At 52.5% G+C, this 23531-nt stretch carries 22 protein-coding genes and 1 riboswitch; of the genes, 11 read left to right on the top strand and 11 right to left on the bottom strand.

Annotation, left to right across the window (positions count from 1 at the left end; all coding sequences use genetic code 11):
* Window positions 1–105: 105 nt before the first annotated feature.
* Both pyrR and DCCM_RS05475 read right to left on the bottom strand, forming a co-directional pair.
* Complete coding sequence (gene pyrR, locus DCCM_RS05480; protein ID WP_104371432.1) at window positions 106–660, bottom strand: bifunctional pyr operon transcriptional regulator/uracil phosphoribosyltransferase PyrR; 555 nt, start codon at window positions 658–660, stop codon at window positions 106–108.
* Window positions 661–856: 196 nt separating this feature from the next.
* Entirely contained in the window at window positions 857–1132 is a 276-nt protein-coding gene (locus tag DCCM_RS05475) for a YqhV family protein (protein ID WP_104371431.1), read from the bottom strand.
* Between the two features lie 200 nt (window positions 1133–1332).
* On the opposite strand from DCCM_RS05475, the gene DCCM_RS05470 reads away from it, so the two are divergent.
* The 4 genes from DCCM_RS05470 to DCCM_RS05460 all read left to right on the top strand — a co-directional run bounded on the left by DCCM_RS05470 (window position 1333) and on the right by DCCM_RS05460 (window position 5238).
* Complete coding sequence (locus DCCM_RS05470) at window positions 1333–2664, top strand: MFS transporter (protein WP_104371430.1); 1332 nt, start codon at window positions 1333–1335, stop codon at window positions 2662–2664.
* A 224-nt stretch (window positions 2665–2888) separates the two neighbouring features.
* Window positions 2889–2974: riboswitch (cyclic di-GMP riboswitch) on the top strand.
* Window positions 2975–3025: 51 nt separating this feature from the next.
* The gene (locus DCCM_RS18230; RefSeq protein WP_165792024.1) at window positions 3026–3382 is read left to right on the top strand and encodes a response regulator; all 357 of its coding nucleotides are present in this window, start codon (window positions 3026–3028) and stop codon (window positions 3380–3382) included.
* A 433-nt stretch (window positions 3383–3815) separates the two neighbouring features.
* Window positions 3816–4625: a phosphosulfolactate synthase gene (comA, locus tag DCCM_RS05465; RefSeq protein ID WP_104371429.1), complete on the top strand. Its 810-nt coding sequence runs from the start codon at window positions 3816–3818 to the stop codon at window positions 4623–4625.
* A 151-nt stretch (window positions 4626–4776) separates the two neighbouring features.
* On the top strand, window positions 4777–5238 hold the full coding sequence (locus DCCM_RS05460) for a DUF441 domain-containing protein (RefSeq protein ID WP_231702670.1): 462 nt from the start codon (window positions 4777–4779) through the stop codon (window positions 5236–5238).
* Here DCCM_RS05460 and DCCM_RS05455 read toward each other — a convergent pair.
* Complete coding sequence (locus DCCM_RS05455) at window positions 5232–6173, bottom strand: RluA family pseudouridine synthase (RefSeq protein WP_104371428.1); 942 nt, start codon at window positions 6171–6173, stop codon at window positions 5232–5234. The two genes, DCCM_RS05460 and DCCM_RS05455, sit on opposite strands and share 7 nt — an antisense overlap.
* A complete protein-coding gene (gene lspA / locus DCCM_RS05450) occupies window positions 6160–6633 on the bottom strand; it encodes a signal peptidase II (RefSeq protein ID WP_104371468.1) in 474 nt (157 codons plus the stop codon). The genes DCCM_RS05455 and lspA overlap by 14 nt, the downstream gene beginning before the upstream one ends.
* Window positions 6634–7042: 409 nt before the next feature.
* Here lspA and DCCM_RS05445 point away from each other — a divergent pair, with 409 nt between their 5' ends.
* The 3 genes from DCCM_RS05445 to DCCM_RS05435 all read left to right on the top strand — a co-directional run bounded on the left by DCCM_RS05445 (window position 7043) and on the right by DCCM_RS05435 (window position 8740).
* Window positions 7043–7894, top strand: coding sequence for a 3-hydroxybutyryl-CoA dehydrogenase (locus DCCM_RS05445; RefSeq protein WP_174705138.1), 852 nt, complete (start codon window positions 7043–7045; stop codon window positions 7892–7894).
* A 64-nt stretch (window positions 7895–7958) separates the two neighbouring features.
* Window positions 7959–8306 carry an AMP-binding enzyme gene (locus tag DCCM_RS05440; protein ID WP_104371427.1) on the top strand — a complete coding sequence of 116 codons (348 nt, stop codon included), beginning with the start codon at window positions 7959–7961 and terminating at the stop codon, window positions 8304–8306.
* Window positions 8307–8440: 134 nt separating this feature from the next.
* Entirely contained in the window at window positions 8441–8740 is a 300-nt protein-coding gene (locus DCCM_RS05435; RefSeq protein ID WP_104371426.1) for a hypothetical protein, read from the top strand.
* Here the strand turns inward: DCCM_RS05435 and glgP are convergent.
* Window positions 8737–11274 carry an alpha-glucan family phosphorylase gene (gene glgP, locus DCCM_RS05430; protein ID WP_104371425.1) on the bottom strand — a complete coding sequence of 846 codons (2538 nt, stop codon included), beginning with the start codon at window positions 11272–11274 and terminating at the stop codon, window positions 8737–8739. The two genes, DCCM_RS05435 and glgP, sit on opposite strands and share 4 nt — an antisense overlap.
* A 440-nt stretch (window positions 11275–11714) precedes the next feature.
* Here glgP and DCCM_RS05425 point away from each other — a divergent pair, with 440 nt between their 5' ends.
* From DCCM_RS05425 to DCCM_RS05410, 4 genes are all read left to right on the top strand, one after another.
* Window positions 11715–12092, top strand: a complete 378-nt coding sequence (locus DCCM_RS05425; RefSeq protein ID WP_104371424.1) for a hypothetical protein — start codon at window positions 11715–11717, stop codon at window positions 12090–12092.
* Window positions 12093–12107: 15 nt separating this feature from the next.
* Window positions 12108–12629, top strand: coding sequence for a signal peptidase I (gene lepB, locus DCCM_RS05420; RefSeq protein WP_104371423.1), 522 nt, complete (start codon window positions 12108–12110; stop codon window positions 12627–12629).
* A 104-nt stretch (window positions 12630–12733) separates the two neighbouring features.
* Window positions 12734–12994, top strand: a complete 261-nt coding sequence (locus DCCM_RS05415) for a hypothetical protein (protein ID WP_104371422.1) — start codon at window positions 12734–12736, stop codon at window positions 12992–12994.
* 197 nt (window positions 12995–13191) lie between these two features.
* Window positions 13192–13581 (top strand): hypothetical protein, encoded by a 390-nt coding sequence (locus DCCM_RS05410; protein WP_104371421.1) that lies wholly within the window; start codon window positions 13192–13194, stop codon window positions 13579–13581.
* Window positions 13582–13793: 212 nt separating this feature from the next.
* Here the strand turns inward: DCCM_RS05410 and DCCM_RS05405 are convergent, their stop codons facing one another.
* From DCCM_RS05405 to adhE, 6 genes are all read right to left on the bottom strand, one after another.
* A complete protein-coding gene (locus DCCM_RS05405) occupies window positions 13794–16208 on the bottom strand; it encodes a DUF4855 domain-containing protein (protein WP_104371420.1) in 2415 nt (804 codons plus the stop codon).
* Window positions 16209–16571: 363 nt separating this feature from the next.
* The gene (locus DCCM_RS05400) at window positions 16572–16766 is read right to left on the bottom strand and encodes a hypothetical protein (protein ID WP_104371419.1); all 195 of its coding nucleotides are present in this window, start codon (window positions 16764–16766) and stop codon (window positions 16572–16574) included.
* Between the two features lie 145 nt (window positions 16767–16911).
* A complete protein-coding gene (locus tag DCCM_RS05395; RefSeq protein WP_104371418.1) occupies window positions 16912–17514 on the bottom strand; it encodes an indolepyruvate oxidoreductase subunit beta in 603 nt (200 codons plus the stop codon).
* Window positions 17514–19433 carry a thiamine pyrophosphate-dependent enzyme gene (locus DCCM_RS05390; protein ID WP_104371417.1) on the bottom strand — a complete coding sequence of 640 codons (1920 nt, stop codon included), beginning with the start codon at window positions 19431–19433 and terminating at the stop codon, window positions 17514–17516. Before DCCM_RS05390 ends, DCCM_RS05395 begins: the two co-directional genes overlap by 1 nt.
* A complete protein-coding gene (locus DCCM_RS05385) occupies window positions 19430–20623 on the bottom strand; it encodes a Coenzyme F420 hydrogenase/dehydrogenase, beta subunit C-terminal domain (protein ID WP_104371416.1) in 1194 nt (397 codons plus the stop codon). Before DCCM_RS05385 ends, DCCM_RS05390 begins: the two co-directional genes overlap by 4 nt.
* 72 nt (window positions 20624–20695) lie before the next feature.
* Complete coding sequence (adhE, locus tag DCCM_RS05380; protein ID WP_104371415.1) at window positions 20696–23476, bottom strand: bifunctional acetaldehyde-CoA/alcohol dehydrogenase; 2781 nt, start codon at window positions 23474–23476, stop codon at window positions 20696–20698.
* Window positions 23477–23531 lie beyond the last annotated feature (55 nt).

Raw genomic sequence — 23531 nt, 5'->3', positions numbered from 1 at the left:
CTCCCCGGTGTGTAAAATCACACCGGGCGGAGGCCGGCAGGGTATAAATAAAGTCCTTCCTTGCCGGCCTCACGGGACCGCTGTTTAAAGGATGACTCTTTTAGGCTATGTTTCCTTTTCTTCTATCACTACTTCTTCCCCGTTGTCAGTTTCCAAAAGTCTTACCGAGACCGCCTCCCGCCTGGAGGTGGGGACGTTTTTTCCCACGTAATCCGCCCTGATGGGCAACTCCCGGTGACCGCGGTCAACCAGTACGGCCAGCTGTATAATTTTAGGCCGGCCCAGATCAATGACCGCATCCAGCGCCGCCCTTATTGTTCTCCCGGTGAACATCACGTCGTCAACCAGCACTATTTTTTTTCCGTCCACTGAAAAGGGGACTTCCGTTTTACGCACCAGCGGATGCTGTGCCCTGGTTGCCAGATCATCCCGGTACAGGGTGATGTCCAGTATGCCAACCGGCACTTCCTTCCCCTCAATGTCCTTTATTTTCCCCGCCAGCCGCAGCGCCAGGGGCACTCCCCGCCTGCGGATGCCAATCAGCGCAAGGTTATCCGTTCCCTTGTTCCGTTCAATAATCTCGTGGGCAATCCGGGTCACGGCCCGCCTTATGCCCTCCTGATCCATAATTTTGGCCTTTTGCGCCAGCTCACTGCTCAAGTGCGGCACCTCCGGAACGAAATCAAAAAACCTGATTATACCGGTAAAACAGGCATAGTCAGGCCCTTGCAAACCGCGCTATGTGTCCTTACCGGCCTCTCGGGGCCGTATTAAAGGTTCCTTGTACATTAGAAAAAGATTATCAAAGGACAGCACCATCTGTCAATAAAAATTTGCAAATTAAGCCGGGAATGCATTAAATTCTGTTCACGCCATAAAATATAAATCCAATCCCCAACAGAACAAAAACCATGCCGGAGAAGGAAATTTTACCGGCCAGACCCACCAGGCCCAGGGAAGTAACCGTAAGCATCACCGTGGGTCCCACCAGGGCCAGGGCGGCGTTTATTTTAAAAGCGGTCTCCACGCTGTTGAAGCGAAGCATGAGAAGTGCCGCGGAAAACTCTATGGTGGAGGATAAAAACCTGCAGAAAGCCATTAAAAAAACAATTTTATCAAACATGAACAACATTAATATTCTCCTCCGTTTTCGGCTGCCACATCAGGGAAGCAATTACCATTAGATGTAGCGGCGGTTTATTTTCCTAATATTTGTATGTTCGAAAACGAATGTAAATGCATACCGCCGAAAAAGGGGAGAGACAATATAGAGGTAAAATTCATGAAGAAATGTCCCCAGTCAGCTCACCCTAACAACAAGGATGTGAATTCATGCCGGGAAAAGCAAATACGGCCACCGTGGCTGCTCTCAGTGGAGTTCCGTTTATCATGGTGCTGGGCAATTCAATGATTATTCCCGTGCTACCTGCAATAAAGTCGGCTTTTGGCCTGACTGATTTCAAACTTAGCCTGATAATAAGCCTGTTTTCCATTCCCGCTGGCCTGATAATCCCTCTGGCTGGTTTTTTATCTGACCGCTACGGCCGTAAAATAGTTATATTGCCTTCACTTGTCCTGTACGGACTGGGAGGAGTGATGGCCGGCCTGGCCGCCATTTTTTTTAAAGAGGCGGCCTTCCCGGTGATACTGGGGGGCAGGGTGCTGCAGGGAATCGGCGCGGCGGGCACGGCACCCATTGCCATGGCCCTTTGCGGCGATCTCTTCCAGGGCAAGGAGCGCAGCAAAACCCTGGGAATAATAGAGGCGGCCAATGGCTTCGGAAAGGTTATAAGCCCGATCCTGGGGGCGGCCATCGGCCTTATTGTGTGGTATGCCGTTTTTCTTTTTTTTCCCCTGGTGGTCATTCCCATTACCCTTGGCCTGTGGTTTCTGGTAAAGGAGCCCAAGTCCAACAGGACCACCCAGAAAGTGAATGAGTATCTTAATTCGGTCAAAAAAATATTCGAAAAAAAATCCGCCATGCTGCTTACTTCCTTTTTAGCCGGCATGGTTGCCCTACTGGTGCTCTTCGGAGTGCTCTTCTTCCTTTCGGAATTCCTGGAAAAAACATATAATTTGAAGGGTGTAATAAAAGGATTCGCCCTGGCGGTGCCGGTGCTTTTTATGAGCGCCACTTCCTTTGCCACGGGATTATTAATAAAGAAAAAAGTAAAACTGATGAAATGGCTGGTGGTGGCAGGCCTTTCGGTAATCGCCGGCTCCATGGCGCTGCTGGGGATTTTTCAAAACAACACCATTTTATTTTTCGTGGGCATATCCCTGGCGGGAGTCGGCACCGGGCTGACCCTTCCCTGCCTTAACACAATTATCACCAGTTCATGCGCGGCTGAAAGAAGGGGCATCGTAACCTCACTGTACGGCTCCGTGAGATTTTTCGGGGTGGCCTTCGGCCCTCCCGCCTTCGGCATCCTGCTGGGCCAGGGCCGGCCTTTCATGTTCTGGTCGGCCGCGGGGCTGGCGGCCGTTGCCGCCATATCCTCCCTACTACTGATAAGGGTTAAAGACATGGAAAAAACCTCTGATAACAAAGCCGAAGCCGACCAGGGCCGGGCTGAGAAAAAACAGCGGAACGGGCCGCCGGAACCGGCGCTTGGACTGTTTCCCCTTAAAAAACCCCTCCCCGACGGCGATAATAAAAGCTAACCCCCGAATACTCTCGCTCTCCGGAGTGAGGGTATTTTTTTAAGTTCTTAGCGCGGCAATTACAGGTTAACGGTTGCCCTTTCAAACGCCTGGCATTTTACAAACAAGCCTGTCCCACGGCATCGGGAAATTTATCCCAGTAGCAATGTGACTAATGTCTTAATTTTATAAGAAATACGGCCTATTCTACCTGATACATTATTCCTATATAATTCGTATTGTAAAAATAGCTCGGGCAAAGCAACCGAAAGGTTGTGGCGCAAAACTAGAGGGTCTAAGGGTGTTTAGCCTATGACAGCCAGCTGCTCCCAGTGCCGGAAAGAGCACCCATATGACCCTCCTTATTTTAAGGAGGCTTTTTGTGGACAACGAAAAAACCGTTCTCATAATCGATAATGGTTCAGAAATTATTTACAACCTAAAATTAGTGCTATGGAATCTTGGCTGCATGATTTATGAGTCCGGTAAAGAAGACGAGTCAATCACGTATATTGTTACCAAGAAGCCGGAGATAATATTTATTTCTTTAGACACTGCTAAAACGGATGATTTTGCTTTATTGCATAAAATAAGAGAACTGCATGATTGTTTGCTGATTGTATATTCAAATGGAATTTCCCGGGAAGAATTAGAGCATTGTATTAATGCATCGGTTAATGAAGTATTGCTTAACCCGGAAGCGCAACTAGAACGGTTGCGTAAACTTGTGTCATCTTAGGGGTGGCTTATTTTAGCAGATGCACCTGCGGCGCCTCATTACATAATCCTTAAAAGATTCAAAATCAGCATCTATGGTTTCTTTTGTTAATCCATCCATCCAGCCAGCCGGAAGTCAACTTATCTTTAGAATAATCACAGTTTTAGCCAGTTGTGAAGATATTTGGCATCTATTTTCGATTTCGATATTTGTCATATAATTCCTTCTAAATGTCATTATCAAAATTCTATTCCAGTCCAACAGCCTCCAGCGGACCATCGGGACATTCATGCCCGCCACACCCCGTTTCAGGCCGCCGGCCCCTCATGTAACCAATGCCTGCCGCCATGAATAATTTATTGAGAAGCGGCACATACCCCGGAACCGTTTACGGCTGCCTGGTTTTACGCCACGCCCCGGGTATGAATGCGGCAGACCGGGAAGGGGTGTTTTAATGATTTATTTAAAATCGAATATCTGGAGGGATTTGATAACATTTCCACTGGGGGACAGGTTGGCCCGGCCCAGGGTCCAGGGGCTGACCATGATTCTCGACAAGGGAGTGGGTCTGGGAGAAACCAGGGATTTGCTCAACACCTCGGGGGAGTACGTGGACTTAATCAAGCTTGGATTCGGAACCACGGCTTTGTACAAGGACAATATACTGGAGGAAAAAATAGAACTGGTCAAATCTTACGGAATAGATATTTACCCCGGAGGCACTTTTCTGGAAGTGGCTTTGCTCCAGAATAAACTGGAAGAGTTCCTTTATCTGGCCAAAAGCCTGGGATTTACCTGCATTGAGGTTTCCGACGGAACCATCAGCCTATCACCGGAGGTGAGAGAAAGAGCCATCGTCAGGGCCGGAGACATGGGGTTTAAAGTATTGACCGAGGTGGGCAAAAAAGTGGGGGAATGTAATCCTCCGGTGCCGGTAATGGCGGAAATGATTAAAACAGATCTGAAAAACGGCGCTTTCCGGGTTATCCTGGAGGGCAGGGAGTCGGGCATCAACGTCGGCCTCTATGACCAGCACGGGAATTTCATCAAGGATGATCTTGACATGCTGCTGGCTGAAATAGAGGATCCCAGGATTATCATCTGGGAAGCGCCCCAGAAGGACCAACAACTGGAGCTTATCAACCGCTTCGGCCCCAATGTAAACCTCGGCAACATCGCCCCTGACGAAATTATGGCCCTGGAAGCATTGCGGGTGGGGTTGAGGGCCGATACCCTGAAAACCGCCATAGACAAAAACAAATAGTAAAAAAACAGGACCTCCCGCCGGCTATCCATATCCATCAGCCAGGGAGGTCTTACTGGTATTAACATCCAGTTTTTTATACATATTTGCATGCCCGGGCAAATACCATTAATACATATCACCCATCACCTAAAAACAGGGGGGATGTGCCTTGCCCGGCGTGCCACAGCTGGTAATACTATTAATGGTAGGAATTGTTGCCCGCTCCAACCTTATTTCCATAGCAGCCTGCATTCTTCTTATACTCAGGCTGTCCAACCTGAACTTTTTTTTCCCCCTGGCGGAGCGGCGGGGTCTGGAGGCGGGACTGCTCTTCCTTCTGCTCTCCATACTGGTGCCCGTGGCCAATGGGGTGGTAACTGAGAAGGACCTGGTTTATAACCTGACCTCCCTGCCCGGCATACTTTCCATCATCGGCGGGGCGCTGGCCACCCATATGAACGGGGAAGGCATTAGGCTCATGCATTTGGAGCCGGAAATAATATTCGGGCTTATTATCGGCTCCATTTTCGGAATCATACTGTTTAACGGTGTCCCGGTGGGCCCGCTGACCGCTGCCGGCATCAGCGCCCTTTTCCTGGAAATTTTGTACCGGAAAAAGTATAATCACTGATCCATGGCTAACCCGGGGGCGGACTCTTCAAGTTCTGCCAGCACAGCAGCCAGCACCCCGGGCAGAGGTGACTCGAACTGAATAAATTGCCCGCTGCGGGGATGTTTAAACCCCAGTACGGCAGCGTGCAAAAACTGTCCGTCCAGCCCGAAATGAGGCCTTGCCGGGCCATATTTGGGGTCCCCCACCACAGGATGGCCGATGTAACTCAAATGCACCCTGATCTGGTGAGTCCTGCCGGTCTCCAGGCGCAGTTCCATATATGTGTGGTTTTGATACTTTTTTTTCACTCTGTAGTGGGTCACCGCGGGCTTGCCGTTTCTGAACACCACCGCCATCCTCTGACGGTCCCCGGGGTCCCTGCCGATGGGAGCGTCAACCACCCCGCGCTCAGCCTTAACCACACCGTGCGCCAGGGCCAGGTAGCGCCTCACCACCTGCCTGTCTTTTAACTGGCTGGCCAGTTCCACGTGCGAGACGTCATTTTTGGCCACCATCAATAAACCTGAGGTGTCCTTGTCCAGCCTGTGAACTATACCGGGACGGAGAACGCCGTTTATCCCGGAAAGATCCCGGCAGTGATAAAGCACCGCGTTAACCAGGGTTCCCGAATAGTTTCCCTCTGCCGGGTGCACCACCATTCCCCGGGGCTTATTCACCACCAGCACATCTTCGTCCTCATAATAAATATCCAGGGGTATGGGCTCCGGCTCAACTTTCATTTCCACCGGCGGCGGCACTGTCAGCATTATAACGTCACCGGTTTTTACCCGGTAACTGGCCCTGGCCGGACCGCCGTTGACGGTAACCTGGCCGTCCTCCAGGAGTTTCTGTACATGGGAGCGGCTTAAGTCCGGATTCTCCCCGGCCAGAAACACGTCCAGCCGCACCCCCGCGCCCCCGGGTTCCACGTGGTAACTATTAACCGTTGGCATCGGAATCAACCCTGTCCCGGGATTTCTCCTTTTCGCTAAACCATAATATCAGCACCAGCAGCCCTGCTCCGCATACTATGGCTGTATCCGCCAGGTTAAAAACCGGCCACACCCTGAAGTCGATAAAATCCACCACCTTGGCGTAGCGCAGGCGGTCGATGAGGTTTCCCGCGGCTCCTCCCAATAACAGCCCCAGGGCCACGGGGAGCATTCCTTTCTTTTGCCCGCTGCGGAAATAAAAGATAATCACACCCAGGACAACCAAAACCGTAGCTATGATGAAAAAAACCGTCCGGTTGGCCAGTATGCCGAAGGCGGCTCCGGGATTAAGTATGTATGTTATGTGAAATATATTGTCTATGACGGGAATGGACTGCCCCAGTTCCATGGCCCGCTGTATTAAAAATTTACTTAACTGGTCTGTCAGTATCGTTAAAAGAACGGTTATTAACAATGCCAATTCCTGACCCCCATATATTTTCAAAAAAATTTCTTTTTCCATATTTTCTAAAAGTAAGAAGTTATACCGGCCTGGAGAAGATATAACTTCTTTCCTTATTTGTTTATTATAACCATAAAGCAAATTTTGTTACTCCAACCAACCCTCATAATACCACGAATCATTTTCAGCAAACAATGCTTCACCGCCTCTTTTTATTAATAAGCCTTAATATTTTATAACCGGATGGAAAAAATCTTTTCAAAAATTATATTTACTGGATTTCTTTTTTTAAGAATTTAACAGCGTAATATGAAGGATTTTCACAATATATAGAGAACTATTGAACAGAATATTCAGACACGGCTTTTTTCACAGTTTAAAATACACCATAAAAACTGTAAAATGGTTATTAACGGAGGAAACAGCAATGAGTATAAAAATGGTGGGAGTGGTGGGAGCCGGCACCATGGGTTGCGGTATTGCCCAGGTGGCCGCGCAATCGGGATTCCAGGTGGTTATGCGGGATATGACGGAAGATTTTGTAAGCCGGGGCATGGCCGCCATCCAAAAAAATCTGGACAGGGATTTGAAGAAAAACCGTATTACAAAGGAAGATGCGGAACAATTATTGTCCAGGATTAAAGGAACAACCGCTTTAAAAGATTTGTCCAGCTGCGATTTTGTTATTGAAGCCGTAATTGAAAAAATGGAGCTAAAAAAAGAACTTTACCGGGAGTTGGACGGTCTTTGCGGCCCCGCTGCAATTTTCGCCTCCAACACATCGGGATTGAGCATCACTGAAATGGCTGCCTCGACCTCCAGACCGGGTAAGTTTATAGGCATGCATTTTTTCAATCCTGTGCCGGTAATGAAGCTGGTGGAAATTATTAAGGGCGCGGAAACCGATGGCGGAACGCTTCAGGCCACCATTGAACTGGTGGAGAAATTCGGTAAGGAGTACATACTGGTAAACGAATCTCCCCTGTTTGCGGTAAACCGGATACTGGTACCCATGCTTAACGAGGCCATGTTTGTATTAATGGAGGGTGTGGCCTCAGCCCAGGACATTGACAAAGGCATGATGCTGGGCGCCAACCATCCCATCGGCCCGCTGGCCCTGTCCGACCTGATAGGACTGGACACAATGCTGATGGTAACGGAAACCCTTTACAATGAAACAGGCGATTCCAAATACCGCCCCTGCCCGTTGCTGCGCAAATTGGTAAGGGCCGGACACCTGGGCAGGAAGACCGGCCGCGGTTTTTACAACTACAGTTAGTTGGGCGCTGATTTAAATAATTAGTTCTATAAACGGACTACCGGATTAACGGAGGTGAGGGTTGATGAGTGAGCAAGCTCATATTATGACCACCAGCCTTGAGGAGACAACCGCCCGCGGGCAATTTCTGGTTAAAAAGGTTGAGGATGCCATTTACCGCCATCCAGGGGTGGATGATATAGTGGCGGTGTTTATTCCTGATATGTCCGGTGACAGCGATCTGGCAGCTTTTATCGTTCCCTCGGATGTAAATCTGTCGGTGCAGGATATAAAGCATTTCGTGGAAGATTCCGGTCTGTTGGCGCCGGATGAGCGGCCCCGCCGCTACCATCTGGTTTCCGAAATACCCAAAACACCCAGCGGCAAATGCCAGAAGCACAAACTTATTCAAAACTTAACCGGAGTTGATTAAAGGAAACCCCGCGCTCACCTGCGCGGGGTTTTAAATTTGCGGGATATTCTTTTACGGCGGCAGACCAACTCCGACATGGATTTTACATCTACCGTGATACAATACATGTTAACGCCGGAGAGAGGAGTGCTGCCATGGACTGTTTAAACACATCCGCTGAATACCCGCCGGAACTGCTGGAAAAGGCGCTGTCCGAACTTAAAGACCGCTGCCGGGAGATACTGGCGGAGCTCAAAGCCGGCACCAGGCTTTTGATCGAAGCCAGGATCTACGGCGAGCTGATCCAGTTGTTCGACAAGCACGGCCTGAGAACCCGCGGGATAAGCCTGTCACTGAAAATAGGGTATTATAATACCGAAATCAGGATATTTGACTGTTTCGGCACGGAACTTGGATTTCTGACCTTCGGGCTGGGACTGGCCACCGGCTGTTAAAGGTTCTCGGCCCAGGTTACCAGGGGCAGTTCAAATTTACGGACGAAATCCTGGTGCCCCGGTATAATCCTGACCGTATAGCCGAAAGTCCCCTGGGGCAGTATAAGCTGTCCCAGGTAGCGCTGGGTGCCGTCCTCCTCTTTGCCTTCGTAAACCATTGGAGAAACACTGAGATTTGACAGCCCCCGGTCCGTTATATTGCCATACACCACTTCCAGGTCCACATCCTCCGGCTTCAGCGGGCCGATCTCAGCATAAGCGTTAATTTTCAGCAGGCTGCCCACGCTCATCTCCCTGTTGACGTTGGTGTCCACCCTTTTTATACAGACCTGGTGCCAGTTTTCGGTTATAAACTGCTTAAAATCCTTCAATTTCCGGGGCGCCGAGTAGTTATCCCGGATAAAGTATTCCCATCGTTTGATGGACTTGACGTAATAGCGTTCCGTATACTCCTGAACCATCCTCTCGGTGCTGAACACCGGCGCTATGGAAACCATGGAGTTCTTCATTTTCTTAAGCCACTCCCTGGGGAATCCCCCTTCGTGGTTATAATAGGCGGGCAGCACCCTTTCCTCCAGGGTGGCGTATAATGAAAAGCTATCGTCCCTGTCCTGCAATTCCTCGCTTTCATAAGCTTTCTTTTCCCCGATTACAAAGCCGTTTTCCTTGTTATAAGCCTCGGGCCACCAGCCGTCCAGAATACTTAAATTCAGCACGCCGTTTGCCGCGGCCTTCTGACCGCTGGTGCCGCTGGCCTCCATGGGCCGCCGGGGAGTATTCAGCCACACATCGACCCCTTGCACCAGAATACGGGCCATGTGTATATCGTAATTTTCCAAAAAAACTATTTTTCCCCTGAATTCCTCTTCCTTGGAGATACTGTATACCTGCCTGATCAGCTCCTGACCGGCGGCGTCCGCGGGGTGGGCCTTGCCCGCGAAAATTATCTGCACCGGCATTTGCGGGTTGTTAATCAATTTATTCAACCTGTCCCGGTCCAAAAACAGCAGGCCGGCCCTTTTATAGGTGGCAAACCTGCGGGCGAAGCCTATGGTCAGCACATTGGGCCTGAGGTACTGGTCCACTTCCTTGATCCGGCGGGCCGGTTCCTGATTGCGTATTCTCTGCTTTTTCAAACTATTGCGCACAAAGGCAATCATCTTTTCCTTCAGGGACTGGTGAACCGCCCAAAGCAGGTTGTCGGGTATATCATTAACCTTTTTCCACATGTTCCGGTCTGTTATATTTTCGTCCCAGTCCTCACCCAGATATATATGGTAAAGGTCTTTCAGCTCCTGGGCCAGCCAGGACCCTGTATGCACGCCGTTGGTAATGTAATGCACCGGCACTTCCTCCACCGGCAGCCCGGGATACAGGTAGCTGAACATTTCCTTGGACACTTCACCGTGCAGCTTGCTGACCCCGTTACAGTAATTGGATAGATTCAGCGCCAGCAGGGTCATGTTAAACTGCTTCCTGTTCTCGTCCCAGCCCAGCTCCAGCAAGTCCTCACGCTCAATTTTCAACTCCCCGTACAGATTTCCCAGGAAGCGTTCCACCAAATCGGCCCCGAACATGTCGTGCCCGGCGGGAACCGGTGTATGGGTGGTAAACAGGGTGTTTGACTTCACTATTTCCTTGGCCGTGTCAAAGGACAGGCCGGAGGCCACCAGTTCCCTGATCCTTTCCAGAACCAGAAAAGCCGCGTGCCCCTCGTTAATATGCCAGGCGGCCGGGTTTATACCCACCGCCCTCAAGGCTTTGACCCCGCCGATGCCCAGCAAAATCTCCTGGGATATCCGGGTCTCCCGGTCGCCCCCGTAAAGCTGGTCGGTGATTTTCCTGTCTTCGCGGTTGTTCTCCGGAATGTTGGTGTCCAGCATGTACAAGATCACGCGGCCCACCAGGCATTTCCATAACTTGGCGTATACTTTCCTCCCGTTGATATCCACGGATATCATTTTGTCCCCGCCATTGGTCAACGGTATAATAGGACGTTCCGAGAAATTGTGATACAGGTAATGGGCCTCCTGGGTGCCGTCCCTGTTGATGGCCTGGTTGAAGTATCCGTGCCGGTAGAGCAGGCCGACCCCAACCAGAGGTATTCCCAGGTCGCTGGCGGACTTTAAATGATCTCCCGCCAGCATTCCAAGACCGCCGGAATATATGGGGTGTGATTCATGAAGGCCGAACTCCGCGGAAAAATAGGCAATGGGAGAGCCGGAATATTGTGGATATTTCTTGCTGAACCAGGTGTCCCTGGTCATGTAATGGTCGAAATCATTAAATACCTTGTTATAATTTTTCAGGTATTCATCGCTCTGGGCTATATCCTCCAGTTCCTCCTCGTTTACGTGCAGCAGGAATTTAACCGGGTTGTGGCTCACCTCGTCCCAAAGCTGCTCGTTTATTTTTCTAAACAGCGCCCTGGCGTGGGTGTTCCAGCTGAACCAGAAGTTATAAGCCAGCTCTTTCAGCCTGATTATGTTCTCAGGCAGTTTGGGTTTTACGGATATTGTCCTGAAGGCGTACAAAAGGACTCCCCCTTTATTCCATGTAAACGGCCTTACTTTTGACGAACAAGGATATATTCTAGGAATTGCTGTTAACTCCTTCCTTTTCCAGTTAAACGGTTAAATAAATACTTTCGCCGCAGAAACCCCGGAACAGCTGCCGGTCGGCGGCCGTCATTATAGTGAACGGTTTCACATTAATCCACATTATTCACATTTGCCTGTGACTAATTTTTAGAAAATTATGCCGATGACTTTTGAAGTTATATATTAACGCAAATGAATTTATTTTACACAAAAATTTAATGCAATATGGCAGGAATCCGCATGACCCGGCAAGAATGTATTTTGTTAAACAAACTCATCACAGAGTACAGCCAAACCGCCGGATGAGGCGGTTTTTGGCTGTTGCCGTCCGGCGCAGGCCACTAACCGCCAAAGGATTGGAGAGTTGTTGCACAGTGCAAAGACCCGCGGGTATTACAGTCATTTCAATATATTCGCTACTCAGCGGCCTTTTTTCCATTTTTGTGGGCACCCTTACCTTTATGAGCCTGCAGGCGGAAAAATCGCCGGAGCACTCCTGGTTAATCGCCATGAGTCTGTTCAGCGTCGTCACAGGAGTACTTGAATTACTGGTGTATCACGGACTTTGGAATTTTAAAAAATGGGGCTATCACCTGGCAAAATACCTGTATTTCCTGTACATACCCCTGGGAATAGTTATGATTCTGGTTGATTCGTCCCCCGCTAATATAGTTATTCAACTAGCCTACGCCACTGTTTCGGTATTAATTGTCATCTATCTGCTGAAACCGGAAGTGGAAAATATGTATTAGACAGGAGCTGAGCACATGAAAAATATTTTGAAGACTATTATTGACTGGGGAATCACCCTGGGTATCGCGCTGGTTTTATCCCTGACCATGAGGACTTACGTGGCGGAATCCAGATGGATACCCTCAGGGTCGATGCTGCCAACCCTGCAGGTAGGCGACCGGCTTCTGATTGAAAAATTATCGTACAAGCTAACCGATATTGAACGGGGGGACATAGTGGTTTTCCACCCGCCGGCGACCAGCGAATTCAAGGATGACATGATTAAAAGGGTGATCGGCCTGCCCGGCGACACGGTGGAAATTAATGAAGGAACCGTATTTATAAACGGCAAACCTTTAGATGAGCCCTACGAAATGGAAAAACCGGCCGACGACTTTTCCCCCCACAAAGTTCCCCCGGGAAATATTTTCGTAATGGGCGACAACCGCAACAAGAGTTACGACAGCAGATTCTGGGGGACGGTGCCGGTAAATCTGGTGGTTGGAAAGGCGGTTGTCCGCTACTACCCTCTTAAAAATGTCGAAATAATAAAATAGACACTTTACCCCGGTTATACGGGGTTATTCTTTATCACCCGCAAAATTGGCCTGGACCAACTAAAGCCTTGTCTAATACAATGTCTTACAAGGAAGTGTTTGCAATGGACAAAGCGGTAAGCAATTATCCCAGGATTAAATGTGTCAACACCATTTACGCCGTCAAAAAGTCCAGGCTGGATACCTTTTATGAGATGCTGCATATTAAAAAGGCCAGGGAAGAGGCAATTTTCAGCAAGGGTAAAGTTTATCCGTACCGCAGGGGTATTCACGGGTTATTTATACTGGGTGATGACGATAGATGGTGGTTTGTGAACGATAACAGCCTGGTTAACAATTTCCTGCTGGATTATAACAACGCCTGATCCCTTCGCTTCCACAATCCGCCAACCCCCGTTTCGGGGTTCGGTATCCGTGTCCTTTTCCCCTGAAATCCCGGGCCGGACTTACCAGTTTTAAAACCGGCAAACCCTTTAACCGGCCGGACAATATTTATCGGCCACGCTGCCCTATAAATCACTCCACCCGGGGTAATACTAAGAAAAAAAGAGGTGTATTACCCTTGAAATTGTCGCCCGGAGAAAGATCCGTTCTGGCTTCTTTTCCTTCCAGCAACGCCGGCCAGAAGGCGGAGGAAGAATTGAAAAAATCAGGTTTTGATCACGTCCAGCTGGACAGAATTTCCAGGTACGGCGTAACCACCAATGAAAGTTACAACAACCCTATAAACCGGGCCAGGACCGTGACCGGCCCCACACTGTACTCCAACAGCCAGGGTGTGACCAGCCAGGATATCAGGATACTGATGGGAGCCGACCCGTCGGCCAGCGGTTACGGCGACACCAATTACGGCATCGCGGGAGGCCGGGCATTCCTGCTTACGGTGGTAGCGGCGGAAGACAAAATTAAAAAGGCGGAAGAGATTATAAAAAAACACGGCGGCAGCTTTTAACTTGAGTTTGACAGCCCTCCTGGAAAACCATGTCATTGCTGAATTTATGGCGTGGCACAATTTAGGGGGTCCACAAATTCGAAATATGCTCAGCCATACAGCCACAAGGAATGGAAAATTATTGCTGTTAAACTCAAATTTAATCTGAAATTTAACGGTTCGCGGCAAAATGACAGACCTCCCGGGGCAAACCCCGGGAGGTCTTTTGACTATCAATTGCCTTTTGGCTGGTACGTTCCGTTAATCCACCTGTACAAATCGTCGTAAATGGCCCTTATCTGGGGCACATCGCTGTTACGTACATTCAGTAATGTTTTCGACCCGGCGTAGTAAGCGTTGGTGACGGACCCATCCAGTCCCAGCCGGTCGGCCCAGTCCAGTTCCCTGTAAAACAGGTCGAAATTGTTGCGGCTGTAAGTTATCCTGTCGTCAATTTCCAGTTCAACCCCCAGGTTGTAGCGGCCCGCGTGCTCCGCGGCGTGGCTCATCCGGTCCTCAACAATATCATCGGCGGTATAAAAATTGGGCTGCAGGATAACATGGCTGAAACCGTAAGAACGCCAATTCTGATAGCCGTACGCCCCAAAGTAAGGTATCCAGAAAAACCTCTGCCCGTCGTCCCGCACCATTTTGGCGGTATTGACCACAAGCTCCCGCTCACCCGGAATCCTATTGTCTATGTTTTCCTTGTACCAGTAAATCCCGGCCAACTCAAGGTTTTTAAAATCCGCCCCCCGCCATTTTTCCTTAAGGGCGGCGTAATACCACTGCAAAGCCTGCAGCCTGTTGGCCAGAGCCTTTTCCCCGTCCACATCCTCCACCGAGAAAGAAAGAGGCCCCTCCCCCTTATCCAGGGTGCCGAACTGGTGCTGCTGCGGGTCGGGGTATGGCAGGGTAAGTATAACCTTTTCCCTGGCAGAGTCGCCCAGAGCATTATTTACGGACGCCACGGCCTGGTCCAGGGCCTGCAGCTGTTGTCCGGGAGCAAAAAGGCTGTCCAGATAGGCGCTCCAATTATCCCTGTTCCCGGTGGTTCCTGGAAAGGGCAAAAAAAGCATGGTATCAAACATCCTTCCCCGGACGGCCCCGCCGGTGTCCAGGTAGCCGGCCAGCGGCAGGAAGTCTCCGGTGTTCCAGGTAACCGGGCTGCCGTTGGCCACGGTCCCGGAATATATCAGCAGAATATCTTTCATATCCGGAATAAGCAGGTAATTCAGCTCCGCGATTCCGGCCCAGTTCCCGGAGGACAGCACCGCCGGTTTATCCGCCGGCAATCCTCCCCTAATCGACAAATGCCTGGCAAAAACGTATACATCCACGGGAAAGCTTATCTTTACATATTTTGCGTTAACAGGAGGAAAGGTCAACTGGAGCGCTCTGGTCTGGACCGAACTGTCCGCGGGCGACACCCCGTGATTGACCCTGCCCAGATAGTACCATTTTTCTCCATCCACCGATACGGCGCATTTGAGATATTCGGGCATTTTTATTCCGGCGTTAACATCCTGTTTAAATTCCAGCGATATTTGGCTGACGGAGGTCACCCGGCCCAGGTCCGCAGTTATGTCCCGTCCCTGCTGGCGCAAAAAGCCGGTCCAAATCTCGCCGGAGGACTGAAGTCCATCCACCGGGCCGGAGTATTGTTTTTGCTCCATATTCTGAAAGGTCGAATCCGGGGAGGCCTGTTCCACCCTGTATGTATATTCCAGCTCGGTTTCTCCCTTTGTTCCTCCCGTGGCAGACAATGCATCCCCGCCGGTCTGAACCGAAGCATCGGCAATGGCCATCTCCACATTATACCAGCTATCCCCGGCATTAACCGTAATCAGGGTATTTCCGGCGCGCCCCCGGGCCGTGAATTTCCCATAGGCCTCCATGGAGGCCAAATCCGGGGCATCCAGTCCGTAAACCGGGGTATATGACAGAATTTCCTCCGGCGGAAGGGGCGCCAGGGACAACTGCTGATTTTTCCCGGCAGACTTCTTCCGGGGGGCAACGTCCCTCAGGCTGGTCATGGCCTGCCATTTTCTTTCATCATACAGGTATTTGGCCAGAACTGCCGCCTGCCCCCGGGTAAGGCCCTGCAGGGGATAAAAATAGCCGTTTCCGGCGCTCATCCAGCCCTTCAGGGTTACGAAATCAACCGCCCCGGCGGCATAGGGGGAAACCATCCCGCTGTCGCTGATTTTTGCTTCACCGGCCGCGCTGTCACCCGCCGCCCGGTACGCTATAACCGCGGCGTCCTGTCTTTTCACCGGTTCGCCCGGCTTAAAGCAGCCTGTGCCGTTGCCGGAAATCAAGCCCAGCCTTGCCAGGGCCTCAACGTAACCGTAAGCCGGGTCCCGGGGAGAGAGATCCTTGAAGGAAGGACTATCCGGGTAAACCGGAGTAACCCCCAGGGTTTTGGCCGCCAGCACGCAAAAATGTTCCCGGGTTATGTACTGTTCCGGGCCGAATTTACCCGGGGCCACCCCTTTGACAATACCCTGGCCGGCAAGCTCCTTTACAGCGTCCCCGGCAAAAGAATCCTTCATGTCCGTATAATAGTCGTTTGCTTCGCCCCGGGCCGGAACGCAATAAAACAATAAGGCCGCGATGCAAAAAAAGATATATATCACTTTTTTCATTATGTCTTTTCCCCGTTTCCAGCCCTAGAGCCCTAGGGCCAGGCTCTTAACTTATTAACTTATTTTTTTATTTCCCGTTCATATATTTAAATACCGCCACAGGGGAAACCCCTATCTTCATTTATGTAACTGTATGGCTTTGTACCGGTCCTGAAAAACATGTCCCGTCTTTTCTTTTATCCGTTGTAATACATGCTGGTCAAACACATTCCGCCAGTTGTTTCCCCGCTGTATTGCATGGCGCATGGCTCCCGGATTTCTATTCTCTTATGCCCGGCCAAAGCAAAACACCTCCTGTTATACTTTAACAGAAGGCGTGTATATCATCAATATATAAGTTAATAAGTTAAGAGCCTGACCCCGTTACATGAGTTTAAAAAACCACTTCTGCGGGAGCGCGTTCCTGGTGTCCGCCTCCAGCGGGCTGTACCATTCGGTAAGGTAATCGAAATTTTTATGGTGGGAGGGAGTGTTGTTACTTTTTAATGTTTCCTTCCTTTCCAAAAGCCTCGGCCTGTTAAAAATAATGTTGACTGCGGATGCCCTTTGCAGCATCATAATCATCCCCCCTCCTGAATGTTAATTTATTGTTAATATTATATTATTCGAATGTTAACTTATTGTTAACAAAAAGTCAATAGAAATCAATAAAAAAGACAGGTAATTTTTACCTGTCTTTTTGTCGTGATTTGTGAAACGCGGGTTATTTGTTCATTTGATATAATCCCAGTTCAAAGGCCCTCAAATTAAGCTCCCTCACCGGGTCCTGGAACAGCGTTTCAATAACCCCGGTGAAGTGCTCCCGGCCGAAGGGAAGCAGGCGGCTGCCCGCCAGTGCCCCGGTCATTACCATGTTGGCCGCCAGGGGGCTGCCCGCCTCCTTGGCCAGCTCCGTGGCGGACAGCAGGTGCAGCCTGGGGGTGAGCTTCCCGGCAGCTTTTTCAATATCCCGGGGGTCGGGATATTTCTGTTCCCCGGAAAGACAGCCCAGGGGATAGTTGGGCCGGTTATTCATTATCACCACTGTTTCAGGATTTGCGTATTCCAAAAGCACCCGCAGGGTTTCCAGGGGCTCGAAGCCGGCCACTATGTGGGCCCGGCCCTTGGGGATAAGGGGTCCGTACGGTCTTGTCAGGGATATCCTCACATGGCTCATGACGGAGCCGCCCCGCTGGGAAACACCGAAGGTTTCCCCCACCGCCACCCGGTAGCCCGCCTGGGCCGCCGCGGAGGAAAGCACCTGGGAGGCCAGCACGTTTCCCTGGCCGCCCACGCCGGTAATGATGATATTCAACGGCTCTTTCATCACAGCACCGCCCTTTCCACAACTATGGCCCCCTGGGGACAGAGGGAGGCGCAAACGCCGCACCCGTTGCAAACCGCCTCGTCTATACGCGCCTTGCCCCCGGCCGCATCCCAGACATTGGCCGGACAGGCGAACACTCTGCTGCAGAACCGGCCGCAGCCGCAGGAATCCCCTATGCACTTTTCCTGGTCCACGTAAACCCTGGCTTTCTGCTTTCCCCTGACCGCCGCCAGCACACAGGTTCTGCGCAGTATCAGCACCCGGGGCCCTTCCTGGCCGAGCATGTTGCAGACAACATCTATGGTTGCTTCCACATCGTAGGGGTCCTGGACCACGTAGGGCAATCCCACGCCCTGGAGCAATTCCTCCATCCGCACCGTCCGGGCGGGTTCCCCCATGGCGGTGACGCTGCGCCCCGGGTGGGGCTGATGGCCGGTCATGGCCGTGGTTTCGTTATCCAGCACCACGCATAAAAAGCTTGAATTGTGGTATCTGGCGTTTATCAGGGCGGGTATGGCCGCGTGGTAAAAGGTGGAGTCGCCCACCAGGGTTACAATTGGCCGGTCAAAGCCAAAGCGGCTGAGATTGGCCATTCCCCCGGCCAAACCGATGCCCGCTCCCATGCAGTGCACCGTCTGCAACAGGTTATAGCCTGTCCTGGCCATGCCCAGGGTATAACAGCCTATATCCCCCAGCACTATGCCTCCCCTTCCGTCAAGCTCCAGGGCGGCCCTGACAGCCCAGAAGGAGGCCCGGTGCGGGCAGCCGGCACAAAAGGCCAGCTCCCTGTCGGGCATTTTTTCTCCCAGCAGTTCCAGGGCCTCCGCCCTGCCCGATACCCCGGGAGTTTCATATTTAACGCCGAATATTCCGGCCAGGGAGGAGGCCAGTATATCCGGATCCAGTTCGCCTATGCCCGGGCCGGCGGGCCCCGCCACATGGCCGCTGCGTTTTCCGTAAAATTTTATGCCCCGGGGTATTTGCATGGCGGCCAGGGAAGTCACGTTGTCCTCCACAAAGGGCTCCACCTCCTCGGCAAATACCACTTCCGAGGCATTCCGCAAATATTTCAGCAGCAACTGGTGGGGCAGGGGCCAGGTTACGCCCAGCTTTAAAACCCCCACCCCTGTAGCTGCCAGCATGTCCAGGGCTTCCAGGGCGTGCATGTAACAGGGCCCGCAGGCAATCACCAGCCGCTCCGGGTTTTCCGGGCCGGTATAGCTGTTAAACCCGCTGTGGCAGGCCCATTCCGCCGCCCTGGCCAGCTTTTGCTCCTGCAGGGCGTGGAGCTGGATGCCGAAGGTAATCACCCTGTTATCCCTGGTGAAATCCGGGACGGGCAGGGGGCGGTTCAATTCACCCAGCTCAACGTCCCCGCTGGCATGGCAGACCCGGGTGACGCAGCGCACCACCACGGGCAGCTTCAAATCCTCGGAAAGGCTGAAGGCCTCCCGGGTCATCTCCAGGGCCTCCTGCACGGAGGACGGCTCCAGCACCGGGAGGTGAATCGCCTTGCAGAGGTTGCGGGAATCCTCCTCCCTGACGCTGGAGTGGGCGTTGGGATCATCCCCCAGCACTATCACCATTCCCCCCCGGCAGCCGGAAATGGCCAGGGCGCCGGCAAAATCCAGAGCCACGTTCAGCCCGTCGGCCTTCATCACCACCAGTGACCTCAACCCCGCAAAGGAAGCTGCCGCGGCCCCTTCCATGGCCACTTTCTCGTTAACGGACCACTCGGCGTATAGTTTAAAATTACCGGCCAGCCTGGACAGGGTTCCCAGCACCTCGGCGGTGGGGGAGCCGGGATAGGAAGCCGCATAGGCCACCCCCGCCTCCAAAGCGCCCCTGGCAATGGCCTCGTTACCGGTCAGGGCTACCTTCGTACCCGGCTTTTCCAGGCATACTCCCGCAATGCTCACCGGTTAATCCCTCCCCACTGAACATTCATTTCCCTGAGGTATTTATCCGGAATTGCCGGACATCCGCCATTTCCCGGCTCTTTCTCCGCCAGGGCCAGCACCCTCATTTTTTTGTTGAGGGCGGCTTTACGCAAAACAGGCAGCCTTCCGGCCGGGTAGTCCTTAATTTCCAAAACGCCCCTGTCGGCCGCCAGTTCCACCAAATCCCGGCCCTGGCCGGAGCGCACCAGCAGCGTATTCCACCCGGGGTCCTGCTCGGTGGACCCCACCGACAGGTCGGCCCATTCCGAAGTGCTGTCGAAACAATAATTACAGGACTTGTTGATAAAGGGTCTTATTTCATCCACCCGCCACCGGCGGCTGCCCGTCTTTGTCAGCACACCGGGGCCTTCCAGGGGGATGTCCATTTTAATTATCTCTTCTCCTTTGGTTTCCCGGGCTAAAAAACCGTAAAGTTCCGAAGAAAGCGACCAGAAGCAGAACAATCCCAGCATCAGGCCCACCAGCCGGTCCGAATAGGTGCGTTCCGGGGGAAGCTTTCCCCTCTGCAATTTTCTCACCGCCGCCACCTGGCAGGGCCTTCCCACCAGGCCAATCCCGGTCAGGCCTCTCCCCGCGGCCCTGTTCAGCTCCAGCAGGGTGGGAACACCGGTGTACTTGGAACCGGCGCAGCTGTTCACCTCCCCGGGGGTGGCGGCCAGCACCGGCCGGGGGTTCATAATATCGCCGCCGGTGAGTATGGCGGAGGAAATGAGTCCTTCCCTTAAAGCCAGTCCAATCAGGGCGGTGGTTATTCCCCCGTACTGGGCCCCGTCCGCCCTGGCGGTTGCCCTGGCATAATAGATGCCGCTGTATATACCCAGGGCATGGTCCTCCCTCTCCCTTCCATGCACGAACATATCCATCTCGCTTATGTCCAGGGAGGTTTTGGGACAGACCCCGTAACAGGCTCCTTCCTCAATACCGCAGGGATATATGGCCCTGACCCTGTCCCCGGCGGTTTTAATGTACGGGCACAGCCCCACACACATACCACAGGAGGAGCACAGGCCCCTGTCCATTATTTCTTTGACCAGCAGTTCCTGACCCGGCATGCAAACACTTCCTCTATCAGTCTTTTCAGTCTTTCCGGATGATTTCGCCCCGCCACAAATGATTTCCTTTATTAAACGGTCAATATTGTTAATCAAAAATACACCCGCCGGATGAAGGGCGGGTGTATAAACAGCACATACATTGACTTTTCAAAAATTACAGCCCGATCAGTGAAGGGGTTTTGCGCCGCTTTCGGCAATACCGCCCCCGGGCTCCCTTGCCGGGGCATAAGGAATCCCGTTCCCCGGGGGAGGAATTGTTTTTTCTTCCTCCTCCAGACTGATTTCCACCTTCCGCCCGTCATTCAGCAATGAGAAATCCAGCAGGTTCCGGTCAACCCCGGCGGCCAGGGGCGAACCGTAGGCCAGCCTGTACAAATCGGCCAACTCGGCAATCAGGGGAAACCTGGGATTGGTGCCGGTTACCTGGTCGTCAAAGGCCTGCTCGGCCATGGCCGGAATTAGGGAGGAAAACCTTTCCCGGTCCACTCCCAGGCCGGCTATGCCGGCGGGCATCTCCAGCCCCCTTAACAGGCCGCGCACCGCCTCAACCAGGGAGCGCACTCCCTGTTCGGCGGTTTCCGCGGGAAAGCCCAGGTAGGCCGCAATCTGACGGTATTTTTCCGGCGCCTGGAAATACTCGTATTGCGGATAAGAGGTGAATTTGGCCGGCCTGCTGGCGTTGTAGGCGATAACGTAGGGCAGCAGCACCGCGTTGGCCCTGCCGTGGGATATTCCAAATTCCGCTCCCAGTTTGTGGGCCAGGCTGTGGTTTATGCCGAGAAAGGCGTTGGTAAAGGCCATCCCGGCTATGCAGGAGGCATAGTGCATCTTCTCCCTGGCCTCCCGGTCGGAGGGGTTTTTATAGGAGCGCAGCAAATATTTGTATACCAGTTCCACGGCCTTTAAGGCCAGGGCATCCGTATACTCCGAGGCCATCACGGAGACATAAGACTCCAGGGCGTGCACCAGCACGTCCATGCCGGTGTCCGCAGCCACCCGGGGGGGCATGCTCATGGCAAAATTGGGGTCGATAATGGCCACGTCCGGGGTCAGCTCGTAATCCGCCAGAGGGTATTTTATGTGTTTGCCGTGATCGCTGATTACCGCAAAGGCGGTGACTTCGGAACCGGTGCCGCTGGTGGTGGGTATGGCGATGAGACTGGCCCTGCGGCCCAGTTTGGGATATTTATAAGTGCGCTTGCGGATGTCCATGAATTTAAGCCTTAAAAATTCAAACTCCACCCCGGGATGCTCGTAGAAAAGCCACATGGCCTTGGCGGCGTCAATGGGAGAGCCGCCTCCCAGGGCTATGATGGTGTCCGGTTTAAAATCCTTCATAACGGCGCAGCCCCTGCGCACGGTATCCACCGAGGGATCAGGCTCCACGTCACTGAACACCTCCACCGCCACCTGGTTGTTCCTTTTATTCAGGTGGTACTTTACCTTATCCACCATTCCTAATTGCTGCACCACCTGGTCGGTTACTATGAACACCCTGCCGATACCCGGAAACTTGCTCAGATATTGTACCGCCCCGCTCTCAAAATATATCCTTTCCGGAACCCTGAACCACTGTATTTTATCGCGTCTTTTGGCCACCCTCTTGACATTGATAAGATTATCCACGCTTACGTTGGAGGTGGTGCTGTTGCTGCCCATGGAACCGCAGCCCAGGGTAAAGGACGGCACGTTGACATTGTATAAATCCCCTATGGCGCCGTGGGTGGAAGGCGAGTTCACTATAATGCGGCCGGTCCTGATCCGGTGGTAGAATTCCTTGATAACACTCTCATCCTCCGCGTGGACCACGGCGGAGTGCCCCAGCCCGCCGAACTCCACAACCTTTTCGCACAGCTCAATGCCCTCCCGGTGGTCCCCGGCCACGTAGCAGGACAGTATGGGGCTCAATTTTTCCATGGACAGGGGATGTTCCGGCCCCACCCCGGATAGCTCCGCCACCAGCACCCGGGTGCCCGGGGGAGCGCTGATTCCGGCCATTTCAGCTATTTTCCCGGCGGGCTGGCCCACAATGTCGGCGTTCAGGGCGCAGCTGGGGCCGTCCCCGGGGGAAACCAGCCCCTCCAGCTTCTTTATCTCCTCCGGGCGGAGAAAATAGCAGCCGTATTCCTTCATTAAAGACTTCACCCGTTCAGCCACCTCCCGGTGAATCACCACCGACTGCTCCGAGGCGCAGATCAGCCCGTTGTCAAAGGTCTTGCTCATGATCAGATCCGTCACCGCCCTTTTCAGCCTGGCGCTGCTGTCAATGTAACAGGGCACGTTCCCGGGGCCTACCCCCAGGGCGGGCTTGCCGGTGGTGTAGGCGGCCCTTACCAGGCCGGCCCCCCCGGTGGCGATAATGGTGGAAACCCCCGGGTGCTTCATTAAATACCCGGTGGCTTCAATGCCGGACTTTTCCAGCCAGGAAATGCAGTTTTCCGGCGCCCCGGCCTTAACCGCCGCCTCCAGCATTACTTTCGCCGCGGCGGCGCTGCACCCCCGGGCCCCGGGATGAAAGCTGAAAATTATGGGATTCCGGGTTTTCATGCAGATAAGAGCTTTGAACATTGTGGTGGAGGTGGGATTGGTCACCGGCACCACCGCAGCCACAACCCCCAAAGGCTCCGCCACTTCCAAATATTCCTCTTCCTCATCCTCCCGGATTATACCCACCGTTTTTTTGTACTTTATGCTGTGATAAACCGCCTCGGTGGCGAAAATATTCTTCGTTATCTTGTCCTCGTACACCCCCCGGCGGGTTTCTTCCACCGCCATTTTGGCCAACTCCATGTGTTTGTCCAGCCCGGCCATGGCCATGGCCTGGACTATTTTATCCACCTGCTCCTGGTCCAGGCTCATAAATTCCCGGCCGGCCCGGGCCGCTGTTTCCACCAGCGCGTCTATTTCAGGATAAAATCTCCCTTCTTTGTCGACGGTTTCCGCCAATCCCAACACCTCACAGTAGCTGATAGTATACTTCCATTATTCCACCGGGGTGCGT

The organism is Desulfocucumis palustris (genome assembly GCF_002933875.1).
Taxonomy (GTDB): domain Bacteria; phylum Bacillota; class Desulfotomaculia; order Desulfotomaculales; family Desulfocucumaceae; genus Desulfocucumis; species Desulfocucumis palustris.
Note: the sequence above shows the minus strand (reverse complement) of the source record. Positions and strands in the feature narration are given on the sequence as shown.